The sequence below is a fragment of the Ensifer sp. ENS08 genome (assembly GCF_014852195.1).
Lineage (GTDB): Bacteria > Pseudomonadota > Alphaproteobacteria > Rhizobiales > Rhizobiaceae > Ensifer > Ensifer adhaerens.
In genome coordinates this window covers 177,707-192,065 of the sequence record NZ_JACVBF010000017.1, presented here as the reverse complement: position 1 = coordinate 192,065, position 14,359 = coordinate 177,707, and the positions used below count along the sequence as shown (strand labels likewise).

Below are 14,359 nucleotides of genomic sequence, written 5' to 3'. Positions count from 1 at the left end.
CGTCGATGATGAGCAGCTTGGGCTTGGCGAGAAACCCAAGTCGTTCTTCCAGGCGTCCTTCGCCATGTGCTCTCACGAGCGTTGCGACCAATGCCTGCGCCGTTGTGAACAACACCGTGTAGTTTTGACGGATGACCTCTCTTCCAAGCGCAATCGCGAGATGGGACTTCCCAACGCCAGGTGGACCGAGCAGCAGCAAGGCATCACCATTTGCCACCCAACGGGCGGTGGCGAGTTCTCGTATCTGTTGCGGATCGACACTGGGCTGCGCCTCGAAATCAAATCCCTCGAGATCTCGTGCATGCGGGAAATGCGCGATCTTCATCGCCATGATGATGCGTCTCTCGTCCTTCCTTGCAATCTCGCGTTCGCACAGGAATGCGAGCGTCTCGCGAATGGTGAGATCCGCGCGCGAGGCTTCGTCAAGAAGGTTGTCGAGCTGGTCGCGGATGGCGGTGAGCTTCAGCCGGCTCAGCCAGCCGATCAGCGTGTCGTGATCAACTGCCATCACCATTGCCCTCCGATCAACCGCTCATATTCCGACAATGGGCGAAGAAGTTCGGGCAGCTTGGGAGCGGGCGGATCGGCCTGCGCGGCTTGCTTGACAGGCATGCCGAAGCCGCTGACGCCGACAAAATGGGCGGGATCCGTCAGGCGACGATGACGCCCGTGTGACTCGGCGTGGCTCGCGACAAGCTGACCAGCATGGAATACGCGGACCTGGCCACCGCTGATCGTCACCTCGACAATCTCGCCGATGAGCCGCCACGGGACTGAGTAGGCGTTGGTGTCGACCTCAACGGCGCAATCGGCGTGGACCTTGCGCAGCAGTTCTCGGATCTGACGAAATGGCGGCCTGCCATTTAGTGGGTGTAGCGTCATAGCTTCGTCGCGGACAAAGCGCTCAAGTGGTGGTTCGCCTGTCGTGCCATGGCATCGAAGATCGGCAACCGTGCGCATCCACCACGCAAGGTGCAGGTGAAGGCCTTCCATGCTGTCAAAGCTGTGTCCGGCAAGTGCGTTGTGCTTCACATACCCGACGCCTCGCTCGTCCTTGCCTTTGGTACGAGCCCGGTATGGTGCACATGCGCGAGGACGGAAGTCCCAATAGCGGGAGAAGGCATGCAGCCGATCGTTGAACACGACCTCGCGGGTCACCGCGTCGTGCCGTGTTACCAATGCCGCAGCATTATCGAGAAGGACCTCGCTTGTGACACCGCCAAAATGCCTGAAGGCTGCCTCCATCCCATCGAACCAGGCAGACTGACGGTCGTGGAGAAACGCCGTCGCGTATGTGCGACGCGAATAGCCAAGCGTTGCCACGAAGATGTAGACGCGGACTTTCTCGCCTCCGATCTCCATTCGCTTCTCGCCAAAATCGATCTGTATCTGATGGCCTGGCGGTGTCTCGAAGCGCATCGTCGCTAAAGCCGATGCCGCCAACTGCTGCCGATACCCCGCGACCGCTCGCTCAACCGTGCGCAGACTGACCTCAATGCCGAGTTCTCGAGCCAGATCCTGCCGCACGACATCAGCATTGCCGCCATGGCGAAAGAACCGCTCACGGACCCACGCTTCATGCTTCGAGAGCTGCGTTTCCCGGCGGGCTCGCCGATACCCGCGCCAGCCACCCGTCTCGATGTATCGCTGTACCGTCGTGCGCGAGCATCCCAGCTCCGCCGCGATCCGCCGCGTGCCCCACCCCAGCTTCTTGAGCCGCAGCATCGCAGTCACCTCGTCCGGTTCGAGCATCGCTTCTCTCCGCGCCAATCTCGCGGAGATCTTCGTACCTGTCTCAACGTCCATTAGTCCCTCCTAAGGTCTGAAAGGGGGACCAGTTTTAGGTGTCGCTACCGGACCAGTTTTACATGTCGCCTGACAGCCGCGGTCGGCTGGTCCGACCACAGCCCGGGGATAGCCGAGAGGGCGGCGTCCAAGCCGTATCCGTCAGGCAATCTCTTAGAACCACGTGCCGACAGCCGGTTCTTGCGCGAGAAGCTTCTCTTCGAATGGTTACCGCCGACGGATGCCGTCAATTGCTTCGCACCGACAAGAGTTCCGCTGTCGGGTAAATGAGCCGTTGGAGCAATTGTTCAACTCGCTGGGAACAGGCGCCATGAAAGCTCGTTATATCGGTGAGATACAGAGGAGTCTTTCATGTCCGGTTTCGCAGACCTGCCTCCCCTTGCTGATGACATCGAAGCCGGGCTCGCGGCCTACATGACCGACCCGGAGCTTTCACCGTCCCCTGCCGGTCGAGCCGCCGCAATTGAGACTATTTTGCGCGACTGGCTTGTCGCACATAGTTACATGGGCGCCCCCCCGGATCCCGCCCCCATTCGGTTAGATTCCGAAGGTGTGAATCGAGAAGAAGTCCAGTATCCAGGTTTTATCAAATAGCACCCTGACGCAGGTTCGCCTCCCGCCGGCCCAAGTCAAGCAATCGAGCCTAGTCCCGAGCAGGTCCAACTCGCTGGATGCATGCTCCTTACCAGGCGCTATCGAGGCGTTTGCGCACGCGCCAGCGATCGGGCAATGTCGACGATGTCTTTTCCACCACGCGAGGCGTCACATCCGGATCGCCCTTCTCGATAAGCGCGCCGATCTCATCAAGCACTGCAGAGCCCTGACCAGCGGATAGGCTCCCCACTCATGATTGACGGGCAGACTTGACTTCCTTCCGACAACGTCGCCACATCTTCGTCGCTGGCAAACTTGCCTCGGTCGGCCTCGCGCAATGTAGCACTGATATCGTTGATGTCTCGACCGCGGGTGGTGTGGCTGTCATATTTCGCGCGTCGGACAAATGCTTTCGATCCGCAGAGAGGAAATAGACTTATGGCAGATGAGGTCAAATTGGACGACAACCAGGTTACTGCGACCGCTCCGGCGGAAGTGGCAGCGCCTAAGAAGCGCGGACCACGAGCAAAAAAAGTGGACGTTGCCACGGCAGAGTCAAGCCCCGCACCGAGCGCCGGGAAAGGCCGGAAGCGCAAGGAAACTTCGGCCGAGGCGAAAACTGCAAGTCAACCGAAGCGCGCCGCAAGGGCAAACGCCGCAAGGAAGAACGACGACAAGAGGACGGCCGCGCAATCGCAAGTACATGACGAGATCGCGGATCTTCTTCAGCTGGAGAAAGAGAATTCGCGGCTTCGCCGGGAGCTCGGCGATAAGTTGCGGGCCGAGAATGCTGAGTTGCGCAAGCGGCTCGGGCTCAGCTGAGTGTTAATGAAAGACCGATCGTCTACGCGATCGGTCTTCGTCAAAGCATCCTTCGGAGATGGCATGGCGCAATCCTGGATGACGAGATATCATGAAATCACCATGGAAGTTCTTACTTGATCTGACCTCAAGAGGCAGAGCTGTCGAGCCCCGGGAATCTATATCGGAGCCCGTGAGCGAAAGCTCGGATGCGCCCTTGGCAGGAATGGATCCTCCTGCAAGTACTCAAACGACGGATGCGGTCACAAACGCTGCCGACCCGGAGCCGAGCGAAGTAAAAAACAATGTCCGGACCGGCGGAGCAAATGCGGTTGATTTCGAGACCGCCAGCCACAGCACAAACCTTTTGGGCGGTCAGGCGCCCGAGCAGGCGGATCGACCCGCACGCAAACCACACCGACGGCAAACAAGAGACAAGAGATCAAGCGCCTCCGTTGCGGTGGATCCTCGGGTCGAGTATGGCTCACCGAGCCTCCGTGCTCCCAAGCAGCCGATCTCTTTAGCCGATGACGTGGCCGCCCTGGATGAGGAAATAAGAATGCTAAGGCGTCAGCTTTCGGAGAAGCTGGTGCTACAGAACGCCCAACTCAAGAAGATGCTAGAGCGATTTTGACGCTTTACGCGCTGAACCAGCTTTGGTCCCTGGATATCGATGAAGCCACAACAGCGAAAGTTCATTGTCGAAGTGAAATCGGCGCGCCGACGTTCGACAGGTCGACCAGCCTCTATTTGGGGCGACACCGATCTGAAGGCATTTGTGCGTGAGGCGGAGGCCGAAGTCCCACATCTGTTTCTTGCTGAAGCTCGAATTGGTGACCAGCCACCGGAGGTTACGGAACCGCTCAATTCAGTGGCTGCGGCGGTCGATGATGCCCCAACAACCGCTAGTCAACCAGAAGTGCCAGAAGAGAGTGTCGTCCCCAAGACAAGCTCGGCAGATGCGTCAGCCAACGCCACCTTCCCGGTAAAGCCGCCCGAGCGTTCGAAGCGTCCTCGTTCGACGGGTTTGGCGCGGCGCGTGCCAACAAAGTCAGTGCACATTGCAATTGCAGTCACTGTTGACGAGCTGGCGTCACTCCAGGATGCAAACCTCCGGCTGAAAAAGCGTCTGGTTCGGAAGCTTCGACAGGAAAATGCGGTACTTCAGAGTATGCTGGATCGGTTTGAGGCGCATTAAATGCGAGCTGGATCGCCCCCATCTTGGTCCCGCTTTAAGGAGCGTCGCGATCGACATCTTGCGTCGGTTTAACGGCTTCCTATCTCTGTGGCGTCTTCGACATGGAGCCCCGAGATGAATCGACAGACAACCCGTGCCAGTTCTGACCGACAGATCGAAATTCTTCCGCCTGAACGCGAGCCACGAAACACGTCCGATACCGTAGTGTGCCTCTGTTGCCAACAGAAGCACCTCGCCTCACTGATGGATGTCGACGGTTGCGGCATTTGTGAGGACTGCCTCGCACCTCGTTAATCCTGAACCCCACTCGGCGACCTCTGTGCAAGTGGCTGGGAGGCAGGAAGTACTTCGCAGCGCTATTGGACGCGGCCCGTCAGAGGGCGACGTCCGCGGGCAGACTGCTCCAACTTCGATGTTGCAGCAATCCGGTGGAACGATGACGGCTTGCGAAGGGTCCAAAAGCTGATGGCGCCGATGCACCCTCAGCAACTGTTCCCGCGAAATGGCCGATGGGAAGCCATCGGCTCCTACTGCTGCTTGGCGAGCGCGTCGATCAACCCGATCTGAGAACGAACGCCTCTTCGATACTCGTTGATGAGGATTTTCGCTTCCGCTGTGGCGTCTTTTCGGCTGATCTTTTGATGACGGCACCATGCGTCAAGCACGCTCTGGAGCAGCGCAACGTCGTTCGGTGCGATGCTCGAATTCTCCAGGTTCATTTGTTGCTCTCCCAAGACGACAAATTGCCCCGAATGACGCCGCCCCCGGCATCAAGGCGATGATACTCATGGAGCAGCCGTTAGGAAGTAAACGATTGGTGAGGAGCAAACTAAATTCAGTGGCATCGGATCGCGGGTTTCCCGCAAGTCGATTTCCTGTGACTGAGCAGTGCTGCAGGTGCCCGCATGCGTTGTGTTCCGCCATACCGAGACCTAGCTGCGATCCAAATTGAACGACGTTGACCATGGATCCTGAAATGGTCAACGTCGCACCTTGGAACCACAGAAGGGCGCCAGCTAAAAGCAGCCAGCAAACCTGGCAAACTTGCCAGGCCCGTATTTCTACCTGCTTTGACGGCCGGGCGGCTCAGAACTCCTGCCAGTCGCTGCTGACATCGAGTGCTGCATTGCCGTGGTAGGCTGCCGTCCTACGCGTCGACCGATGCGGCTGAGAGCTGTCGTTTCTTGTGGTCGTTCGCCCGTTCGCCAAGGGACTCTGAGTTGCGCCTTGGAGTTTGAATTGGCTGACAAGTCCTCTGAGGCGCACCGCCTCATTCGCAAGTGTGTTGGAAGCCGCATTGGACTGCTCCACCATTGCCGCATTCTGCTGCGTCGTCTGATCCATCGCGTTAACTGCGGTGTTGACTTCGGCAAGCCCGGCGGACTGCTCTTTCGCAGATGTGGCGATCGATTCCATGTGGGTGTTGATTTCAACAATGAAGCCACTGATCGTTTTCAACGCAGAGCCTGCGTCACGGACGAGTTTCACACCGTTGTCCACCTCTGCGGAAGAGTTGTCGATCAGGCCTTTGATTTCCTTGGCAGCCTGTGCAGAACGCTGGGCGAGTTCTCGAACTTCCTGGGCAACGACCGCAAAGCCCTTGCCGGCTTCTCCCGCCCGGGCCGCCTCAACGCCGGCGTTGAGAGCGAGGAGGTTCGTCTGAAAAGCGATCTCGTCGATAACGCCGATGATGTTGGAAATCTGCTGTGAGCTTTCCTCGATCTTTCGCATGGCCTCTTCGGCGTGGGATACGACCTGGGCGGATTCGGCTGCCGAACGGTTGGCGCGGCTTGCAACCCCCTTTGCCTCCTCAGTTCGCTTGGAGGAATTGGCGACGTTGACTGTAATCTGGTCAAGCGCCGCCGCGGTCTCTTCGAGCGACGCAGCCTGTTGCTCGGTCCGTTTCGAAAGGTCGTCGGTTCCGACCGCGATCTCGCGCGTGCCGGTATCGAGGGTCGAAATTGACCCGGAAATCTGCACAAGGGTCGTGCCGAGTTGAGCAACGGACTGATTGAAATCGTGGCGAAGTGTCTCAAAATCCTGCGCGAAGGCATCGTTAATCTGGAAGGCCAGATCGCCTGATGCCAGTCTCTTGAGGCCGGCTGCAAGGCCCGACGTTGCGACGCGCAAGCGTTCAGCGGCATCATTTTCGGCCTTTTCCTGCATCGCAATGCGCTCGACTTCGGCGCGTTTGCGGCTTTCCTGAGCTTCCTGCTCAAGCCGCCGGTTGGTGATCGCGCCCTGGCGGAAGACTTCGAGGGCCTTGCCCATGTCGCCGATTTCGTCGGCATTGCGAGCAAGTTCGATCTGCGCGTCCAGTTGACCCTCAGCAACGAGGCCCATGGAAGTCCCAAGCTTGTACATGCCCCCGATAATTCGTTTGAAGGTGACGAATCCGACGATGAAAAGCATGAGCGCCAAAGCGGACATGGCGATGGTGATGAGCATCCAATAGAACGATGCCTTGACACTGGCCTCGTCGACGGCCGCTTGCGTGCGATGCTCCAGTTTCACATAGAAGGCATCCACCGGCTTCATGATCTCGGCCTTGAATCGGTGATAGTCCGGCGAGTTCAGCATTTTCGTCGCCTTGCTCTTGGCTTCGGGGCCAAGTTTGGCGGCGTTGTCAACGAGCGCCATCGCCTCGGTTTCAAGCTTGATCAGCGCATCAGAGCGCTTTCCCGCCTCGCCGAGGAGGGCGAATTCCTCTTTGGTGAAACCAGCCTGCTGCATCAGATCTTGCATAGAAACAGCCGTTGCGTCAGGACGCGGCTTTGCGTCCCCGCCTGCGACGAAATCCCAATAGATGCGGTGATAGTCTTCGGGCCGCGGTCGCGTTCCATTGCGGATTTCAACGACCGCATTGTATTGGTCCTTGAAGGAAGGGTCCCCCGTCTCGGCGTAGGTACGCACGAGGCGAGTCAAATCATCCGACGATTGCCGGAAGTTGTCAGCCAGCATGTACGAGTGATATTTCTGGTCGTAAGCCCGCGTAACATCAGCTGCTGCACCCGCGTAGCCCCAAAGACTGGTGATGAGGCCAGCCATGGTCATACCGGTGACCGATGCCAGAACGATAAATTGGCTCTTAATTCTCATGAAGACGATTCCTGATGTGGATATCGCTGCTGGCGTGCCGAACTCATTTCTATCGCCAGTGGCCATACCTCACATGAAAGCAGGTGGACCGGGCTGCATTGCCCGAAGCAAGTATCCTATAGAATAAATTGGTTATTGAACGGATAATGGGGTCACTGATACGAGACGGCATCAGCATAGTCAGCAACCTCACCTTTGAGTTGCAATAATTATCAAGTGAATTTGTAGTTTATTCGATTGTGTTAACCGGGACAATTTCCACCCACAAACGGCGAGGAACGCAGATTTTGGTTTCACCGATGGAAAATACAATTTTCGGGCGAGACCTTGTTCTTATGCCCCCCGCAAATATAAACTTGCGCAGCACCGCTCCCCTGGGGCGCCCGCAGGTCGTGGCGCCCATCTTCAAATCGCTCAATTCGAGCGCAAGCGAAGCCGAACGCTTACGCAACCGGCGGCACGCTCATTGCGAGGATAGGAACTGGCGGCGGTTCCAACTGTTTAGTGGAGCGAGCGAGAAACGTTCGCCTTTCGAAGACTGCGTCGTTCTCCCCCTCCCCTAGATTTGATACCGACCCTGCCGCCTTCGTGTAGAGATGAAGTGGGCGTCGCGCCAAACACTCGCCTACCTCGCTATGAGGATCGATGGTCGATGTTGCGCCCGTTGAAGAAAGGAGGTTCCATAACAACCGTGAAAGGTGGCAGGCACAAAGCGCGCTCGCGGATGAGGCACCGCTGGGAGAGCAAGCGCATCATTGAGGAGGTTGGCTGTACATGAAGGCCGCAACGCGAGATCTGAAGGTGTTGGCGGTGTGCATTGGCAAACCCGAAGAAAGACCCGGCAAGAAGATGAAAACCGGGATCAACAAGCACCCAACAGGCGAAACGGTCTTCGTTGGGTTCGAGGGTCTTGCAGACGACGCCGTTTGTAATGGAAAATACCACGGCGGTCCCGAGCAGGCGGTTTACGTTGAAGGAAACCTAACCCGCCTTTGGTGGCAAAGGGCGCTCAACAAGCCTATCAATCACGGGCTATTTGGCGAAAATCTGTGTATTGCAGGTTTGGACAACCAAATCGTGTCGGTCGGCGACCGTCTCCTAATAGGCGATCTCGTGATGGAAGTAACAGCGCCCCGGATGCCGTGCCGAGTACTTGCGGATAGAATGGGAGATCATGGCTTTCCCAAAATATACAAAAAGGTCGCTCGCCCCGGCTTTTACTGCCGTGTTATTCACCCCGGCTACGTCACCGCAGGAGCGCTCGTGCGGTACGTGCCTTACGCCGGAGAGCGCGTCTCGATGACAGAGATGGCAAGACACCATGGCAAGAGGGGGTCGCCAGAACTAATTGCCCTCTATCAGTCCGTGCCGGTGCACGCCAAGCTGCGGGCCTTTCTTTCGAACGGCCTGATCAAGTTTTAGGATGGTACGCAGTGTGGCCTGGTATCCGTCTCTTGGTCGCCCATAGTGCCGCCGGAGGCTCATCCACACTTGCCTCCGACCCCATCCCCCTCCGCTTAACGAGCGCCGGCGCGGTTGAGTCGTTCAGACGGAGCACTTGCTGATCGCGGTCGTCACCCCGAACGATCGAGGACGTGGGCGACTTTTGACTACTTCTGGGCCTGAACGCGAAGCTCATTCATGTATGCGTCGAGCTTCGTCCGTGAGGGGCCTATGCGTTCCAGGATCTCGCGGGCTTCCAAAGGTTGTAACTTGTAGATGGCAATAAATTCCGTGAGATCGTAGTGGCCGTTGTAGACTGTCTCGAAAGGTTCGACTGAGCGCGCGCGAGTGGGTTTTGCAGTGACGCATGTTTTCCCAGCGATTGCCTCTTGATTGCCGTGTGTCATCGTTAACTACCGTCCTGCATGTGCTGGTCGCCTCACGCGTCCTATAAGGCCGTGGAAGCCGACGAATGTCGCTCAACGTCGAACAGGCAGCACTTGTTCCGAGAAAATGGCAACGTTGATCCGACAGATTTTTGAACACACCTGCCGCAGTCACGGCGTCTATCGATCCCGTGTTTATTTGGTCGTATTTCCACGGGTGGGGCAATGCGTGAGATGGAAACGGCCACCATCCGATCGCCTGACGAAAGGGGTGATCTGGTGCGGGCTCGCCGACGCAGAAAGAGTGGCCGCCCTTGTCCATCTGGCACTGTACAAGGGTCGTCGACCCTCATAATGCCGACGCGGGCGTTTTTTTTACAGCGGCTGAACGTGCTGAAGATTGTGCCCGTGTCCGGACGAGTACAGGAAAAAGAGTGGGGTACGCGGAGCCGCTGGAAGGGCCCAAGCAAATCCAGCTGTCGTACTACCTTTTGGACGGCTTCAGACATGGTTTGCCCGTGCGGGTGGGACAGACCAAAAGGAACTCGGCCGACCCATCCGTCCGCAACGCCGGCATTTCAGGGCCGAATGAACTCATGCGTATCTGGGGGCTCAAGCGGGCGGCCAACTGACAGTGATGTCTCCGTGGAGGCCCCAGACGCCATAACTCTTTGTCCATCGATTTTGAGACGACGAAGGTGGCGCTTTGAAGGGCCCTTGGCCGGTAGCTGATACCTCCAGAACGGAGTTCTCGCCACCCCATACGGCGAACGTACTAGGTTGCCGCCCGAGATGACTAGTGCATGGACGTTGAAGAACGAAGCCCCTACCTGTATAGTGTCATCTATAGTTTATTTCTATTTTATCAAACTGTTAGGATACGGAAGGGGGACATCATGCGCCTTCCTGAGGTACTTTGGGCGGTTCCATTATCTGTTCGCTTACAGTCAGGAACGAACCGCCTATTCGCATCAGTTTACGACGCGCTGGATTTTCTAGAGCATGAATGGCCGATAAGGCACGGACAGGGCTATGAACGAGCCGTGACGACATGCCGGGGCGCGCTGAACCGTTCGGTTCCCTCTGCAGTCGCGCGCGAGGCCTTCATTGGTGCGTGCATGGAGGCTAATATGCAAACGTCAGGCGTCGCTGCCCACTATCATGCGCGTTCGGGACCTCACGGCAAGCCACTGGCCTGACCAGGAGTACCGCTTCGGAACTAGTTCCGCGAATCTCCGTAGGCGAGGTCCCGGACGATATCCCAGGTGAAAATCCCGGAGTCCACGGCATCCGTACCGGCGAGATCGACCACGAACGTGCGCTCTCCGCTTGCTTCATTGTGGGTCTTCGCCTCTACCCCTTGCAATCGCCCTCCCGAACTTGTCGCTCGTTTTTCTTCTCCGCGCAACTGTCGCTGAACGGGCCGACGCGGCCACTTGTTCGCCGGCTTGTCGCAAGAACACGCGATCAATAGGTGCAGCACATCCCTCCTCTGCGTCTTTGTCACGTGTTGCGGCTTGAAGAAGCCGGGCACGTCAGCATGCGCCTGTCGTGCCGATTGCAACAGGCGTATGCTTCCAAACGGGGCCATCGTGGCCGAAAATCTCAGGCCGCAAAGATAACCGCGTTGCACTTTGCAACTAGTGAGGAACCTTCTGCTCAATGGCCGAAAAACACATTCATCGCCGCCTCGCCGCTATCGTCGTCGCGGACGTTGTTGGCTACTCCCGATTGATGGAGGAGGATGAAATCGCCACGCTCGCAGCGCTGAAGGAGCGTCGGACGACAATCCTCCAGCCTATCGTAGGTGCGCATGGCGGCCGCATCGTCAAATTGATGGGTGACGGTGTTCTCATTGAGTTTCCAAGCGCGGTCAATGCCTTGGCCGGAGCGATTGAGTTGCAGCGGAAGATGCAGGCCGCCAATGCTGCCTTGCCCGAGACGCGCCATGTCGTCTTGCGCATCGGAATCAATCTCGGCGATGTCCTGATAGATGGCAGCGACCTGTATGGCGATGGCGTCAACATCGCCGCCCGGCTACAAAGCCTTGCCGACCCAGGCGCCATCTACCTGTCCGCGGCGATCCACGACCAAGTCAAGCGGAAGCTCGCGCTCAGCTTCGATGATCTCGGCCCGAAATCCCTGAAAAATATCGCCGAGGAAGTTCATGTATATCGTGTGCTCTACGACCCCGCAGCCTTGAAGGTCTACGGACAAGATACAGAGTTGTCTCTGCCTGCGCGGCCGTCCCTCGCCGTGCTACCGTTCACCAACTTCAGCGGTCAGCCCGAACAGGACGTGTTCACGGATGGTTTGACAGAAGACCTGATCACCGACCTTTCCAGAAATCCCGGCTTGTTCGTCATTGCCCGGCATTCGACGTTTGCTTACAAGGGAAAATCACCTGACGTTCGAGCAGTCGCACGCGAACTGGGTGTTCGCTACATCTTGGAAGGCAGCGCTCGTCGCGCCGGCGGTCGCGTGCGCATCAACGTCCAACTCATCGATGCCGCTTGCGGCGATCACATCTGGGCTGAACGTTTCGACCGAAATCTCGAAGACATTTTCGGTCTCCAGGACGAAGTCACAGACAAGATTGTCGAGGCCCTCGTTGGACGCTTGGCGCGACCACCGTCACGCAAACGTCCGAAGAGCTTGGAAGCATATGATCTTTGTGTCAGGGGGCGAATTCTGATCTCAGCGTTCAACAGTTCCCCAGAAGCGCTGCGCGAGGCCAAGATACTCTTGAACCACGCAGTCTCCATCGATGCCGAGTATGGAGAGGCATTTCGTTGTCTGGCTTTTGTTTATTGGCAATTATGGGCGCAAGGCATCGAACCCACCCAAGAGAACCGCTCAAGGGCCTTTGAGCTAGCTCACAAAGCAGTTGCGTTGGACGAAGGCGATGCTGCCAGTCACTGGTTCGTCGGATATCTATGGGCTTACGAAAAACGCTGGTCCGAATCTGATCAAGCCTTCGCAACCACCTTTACGCTGGAACCAAACAATGCAGATGCCCTAGCCATCCGTTCAGAACTTGTGGCCTTCGCTGGGCGCGGATCGGAAGCGGTCGAACTGGCCCAAAGGGCGCTTCGGCTCAACCCGCACCCGCCAGGCTGGTACTATTGGCAACTTGGATTCGCCCATTACGCTGCTTGCCAATATGAAGAAGCCGTCAAGATCTTGCGCATGGAGGCGATTTACCGCAGCCCCTCACGCCGCATACTGGCGGCCAGCCTTGCCCAACTCGGTCGCACAGACGAGGCAATGCGGGAAGCAGCACTTTTCATGGCAATGGCTCCGAAATTCACCATCTCCCACTGGGCCGCGGCCCAACCTGCTCGCGATCCACAAACAGTCCAGCGCTTTATCGAAGGCTATCGCATGGCCGGATTGCCAGAGTGAAGAAAGCCGAGGTTTCGCGGCGGATCGAGCGGCAAACACCGAACGTCGAGCATTACCAGGAGGAAGACCGGTGCGCGCGAGATTTGCGGTCGCCTGATCGAACGTGCGCCGCCTAGGCACAACGCTCTCGAGCCATGAGAGCGCGTCCGCAGCAGGTAACGTTAGTCAGACTATCTTGGCCGGTGCCAATAGCTTGGCTTGCTCCGGCCGCGCTGAGGTGGTCCAGCATTGCTTGCACGAGAGGTTGGGACGCGGGACGGTTGGATCGACCGTCCTAAACGCTTGCTCGTAGCCGCAGGAAATTCAGCCTCGCGCCGGTGGTAAGCTGGGAATCCGGACATGCGATGATTAGGGCTGGATCTCTCGTGCCATATGACAATGGCGCTAACTCAATCCTTTTCCCGCGGTGCCAGGGCTTCGTTTCTCGGTGACTTGAAATTTGTCATAACTTTCAACGTTGCGAACGTGACGATCGATAGAACGATGGCGGTATCGTAGGATCCGAGCCCCACGGCGACGCCGATTGCGCCGGTCGCCCAGATGCTCGCCGCCGTGGCGGTCCCGCGAGTGCCGAGCTTGCCGACAAGGATTGCGCCGCCACCGATGAAACCGACACCGTTGATCAGACCTTCAACCACGCGCGCGGTGGCCTCGGCGTTGCCAAGTATGACCGTCTCTGCAGCCTGTATAAACCCACATGCGGCGATGGCGACCAACGGAAATGTGCGAAGACCAGCGCTTCGTTCGTTTTGTTCGCGATCCCAGCCGATCGGCAGAGCAAGGATGTAGGCCACCATCAAAGCTGCCAGATGCGGAAAAATGTCGAGTTTCACACCAACAGATAAAAGCCAATCCGTCACACGTACTTCCCCTTAAATGTCGCAGCCGATCAATTGAAGCGCCGACGAGAATGGCCTGCGCAACGGCTGTTTTCGCCAGGTCTCGACCTGAGGTTCAATTGCCGTGGCGGCGGATAACGCCAGCAGCGCGTCTGGAATTATGAGGCGATCAGCGGAAAGACGTTTTCCTGCCCGTTGAAAAGATGAGCGATCGCGCCAAGCCGCCGCATCACCGATTTCATGAGGTAATCTCAGGCGACAAAGATGACAGGCCACGTCGGCCCGCCAATACCTACATCCGCACTTTGGCGTTTTCGCCCATGTCCGGTTGGGCGCTGGTGACGGCTGCCGCTACCATCTTGATGTAGCTGATCACAGTGCCGGGACTGTCCCAGTATTCTGCCGAGCTTGGCGTAACTTTGAGAATGCGAATGGAGGGATCGTCGGGGCTGTCCCACCATGCCTTGGCAGGAGTTGACCAGAGATCCCGGATCTTCTCGCGGTCATTCTGTACCTCGGCTACGCCCGAAATCGACACATACTTTTGCTTCTTCGTGTCGGCGAAAGCCAGGCAGACATTTGGATGGCGCGCGACCTCGTCATCTTTGTGGCTCTTGACGTCGGTCAAGAAATACAGGGCGTTCTCAACCCGCTCGATGTAGGCCGACATTGGCCTGGCCTTAAGGTCCGCGCCGGATTGAGTGGTGAGCATGCAGAACCCGATCTTTTCGGCAAGGTCCCAGACCTCGCCGTTGTCGTCCTCGATGTAAGTCATACGCTTTTCTCCT

The 14,359-nt window shown here is 57.6% G+C and carries 14 protein-coding genes; 7 read left to right on the top strand and 7 right to left on the bottom strand.

Annotated features, from left to right (window positions below; genetic code table 11):
- Together IB272_RS28080 and istA are read right to left on the bottom strand one after the other, a co-directional pair.
- Window positions 1-508: ATP-binding protein (locus IB272_RS28080; protein ID WP_210339521.1), on the bottom strand; the 508-nt coding region annotated here is incomplete at its 3' end.
- Window positions 508-1,806 (bottom strand): IS21 family transposase, encoded by a 1,299-nt coding sequence (gene istA / locus IB272_RS28075; protein WP_034804431.1) that lies wholly within the window; start codon window positions 1,804-1,806, stop codon window positions 508-510. The genes istA and IB272_RS28080, both read right to left, overlap by 1 nt.
- A 351-nt stretch (window positions 1,807-2,157) precedes the next feature.
- Between istA and IB272_RS28070 the strand changes: the two genes are divergently transcribed.
- Entirely contained in the window at window positions 2,158-2,400 is a 243-nt protein-coding gene (locus tag IB272_RS28070) for a hypothetical protein (protein WP_034799922.1), read from the top strand.
- 88 nt (window positions 2,401-2,488) lie between these two features.
- Here IB272_RS28070 and IB272_RS35425 read toward each other — a convergent pair whose 3' ends face one another.
- Window positions 2,489-2,617, bottom strand: a complete 129-nt coding sequence (locus IB272_RS35425; protein WP_255382115.1) for a hypothetical protein — start codon at window positions 2,615-2,617, stop codon at window positions 2,489-2,491.
- A 221-nt stretch (window positions 2,618-2,838) separates the two neighbouring features.
- Between IB272_RS35425 and IB272_RS28065 the strand changes: the two genes are divergently transcribed.
- The 3 genes from IB272_RS28065 (at window position 2,839) to IB272_RS28055 (ending at window position 4,399) form a co-directional block, all read left to right on the top strand.
- Window positions 2,839-3,222: a transcriptional regulator gene (locus IB272_RS28065; protein ID WP_192445500.1), complete on the top strand. Its 384-nt coding sequence runs from the start codon at window positions 2,839-2,841 to the stop codon at window positions 3,220-3,222.
- A gap of 91 nt (window positions 3,223-3,313) precedes the next feature.
- Window positions 3,314-3,835, top strand: coding sequence for a hypothetical protein (locus IB272_RS28060; RefSeq protein ID WP_127890335.1), 522 nt, complete (start codon window positions 3,314-3,316; stop codon window positions 3,833-3,835).
- Between the two features lie 39 nt (window positions 3,836-3,874).
- Complete coding sequence (locus IB272_RS28055; protein WP_127890334.1) at window positions 3,875-4,399, top strand: hypothetical protein; 525 nt, start codon at window positions 3,875-3,877, stop codon at window positions 4,397-4,399.
- A 527-nt stretch (window positions 4,400-4,926) separates the two neighbouring features.
- Here IB272_RS28055 and IB272_RS28050 read toward each other — a convergent pair.
- Together IB272_RS28050 and IB272_RS28045 are read right to left on the bottom strand one after the other, a co-directional pair.
- Window positions 4,927-5,118 (bottom strand): hypothetical protein, encoded by a 192-nt coding sequence (locus IB272_RS28050; RefSeq protein ID WP_034799920.1) that lies wholly within the window; start codon window positions 5,116-5,118, stop codon window positions 4,927-4,929.
- A 367-nt stretch (window positions 5,119-5,485) separates the two neighbouring features.
- Complete coding sequence (locus IB272_RS28045) at window positions 5,486-7,498, bottom strand: methyl-accepting chemotaxis protein (protein WP_234824545.1); 2,013 nt, start codon at window positions 7,496-7,498, stop codon at window positions 5,486-5,488.
- 774 nt (window positions 7,499-8,272) lie between these two features.
- Between IB272_RS28045 and IB272_RS28040 the strand changes: the two genes are divergently transcribed.
- From IB272_RS28040 to IB272_RS28030, 3 genes are all read left to right on the top strand, one after another.
- A complete protein-coding gene (locus tag IB272_RS28040; RefSeq protein WP_246810448.1) occupies window positions 8,273-8,920 on the top strand; it encodes an MOSC domain-containing protein in 648 nt (215 codons plus the stop codon).
- A gap of 1,303 nt (window positions 8,921-10,223) precedes the next feature.
- Window positions 10,224-10,526, top strand: coding sequence for a DUF982 domain-containing protein (locus tag IB272_RS28035; protein WP_082566340.1), 303 nt, complete (start codon window positions 10,224-10,226; stop codon window positions 10,524-10,526).
- A 463-nt stretch (window positions 10,527-10,989) separates the two neighbouring features.
- On the top strand, window positions 10,990-12,732 hold the full coding sequence (locus IB272_RS28030) for an adenylate/guanylate cyclase domain-containing protein (protein ID WP_060519021.1): 1,743 nt from the start codon (window positions 10,990-10,992) through the stop codon (window positions 12,730-12,732).
- Window positions 12,733-13,121: 389 nt separating this feature from the next.
- Here the strand turns inward: IB272_RS28030 and IB272_RS28025 are convergent, their stop codons facing one another.
- Together IB272_RS28025 and IB272_RS28020 are read right to left on the bottom strand one after the other, a co-directional pair.
- A complete protein-coding gene (locus tag IB272_RS28025) occupies window positions 13,122-13,592 on the bottom strand; it encodes an MgtC/SapB family protein (RefSeq protein WP_060519019.1) in 471 nt (156 codons plus the stop codon).
- A 271-nt stretch (window positions 13,593-13,863) separates the two neighbouring features.
- Complete coding sequence (locus tag IB272_RS28020; RefSeq protein ID WP_060607934.1) at window positions 13,864-14,346, bottom strand: pyridoxamine 5'-phosphate oxidase family protein; 483 nt, start codon at window positions 14,344-14,346, stop codon at window positions 13,864-13,866.
- Window positions 14,347-14,359: the final 13 nt, after the last annotated feature.

Coding starts and splice junctions, on each gene's coding strand:
- IB272_RS28030 (WP_060519021.1), top strand. CDS start 10,990: ATGGCCGAAAAACACATTCATCGCCGCCTCGCCGCTATCGTCGTCGCG.
- IB272_RS28065 (WP_192445500.1), top strand. CDS start 2,839: ATGGCAGATGAGGTCAAATTGGACGACAACCAGGTTACTGCGACCGCT.
- IB272_RS28050 (WP_034799920.1), bottom strand. CDS start 5,118: ATGAACCTGGAGAATTCGAGCATCGCACCGAACGACGTTGCGCTGCTC.
- IB272_RS28035 (WP_082566340.1), top strand. CDS start 10,224: ATGCGCCTTCCTGAGGTACTTTGGGCGGTTCCATTATCTGTTCGCTTA.
- IB272_RS28045 (WP_234824545.1), bottom strand. CDS start 7,498: ATGAGAATTAAGAGCCAATTTATCGTTCTGGCATCGGTCACCGGTATG.
- istA (WP_034804431.1), bottom strand. CDS start 1,806: ATGGACGTTGAGACAGGTACGAAGATCTCCGCGAGATTGGCGCGGAGA.
- IB272_RS28070 (WP_034799922.1), top strand. CDS start 2,158: ATGTCCGGTTTCGCAGACCTGCCTCCCCTTGCTGATGACATCGAAGCC.
- IB272_RS28020 (WP_060607934.1), bottom strand. CDS start 14,346: ATGACTTACATCGAGGACGACAACGGCGAGGTCTGGGACCTTGCCGAA.
- IB272_RS28055 (WP_127890334.1), top strand. CDS start 3,875: ATGAAGCCACAACAGCGAAAGTTCATTGTCGAAGTGAAATCGGCGCGC.
- IB272_RS28060 (WP_127890335.1), top strand. CDS start 3,314: ATGAAATCACCATGGAAGTTCTTACTTGATCTGACCTCAAGAGGCAGA.
- IB272_RS28040 (WP_246810448.1), top strand. CDS start 8,273: ATGAAGGCCGCAACGCGAGATCTGAAGGTGTTGGCGGTGTGCATTGGC.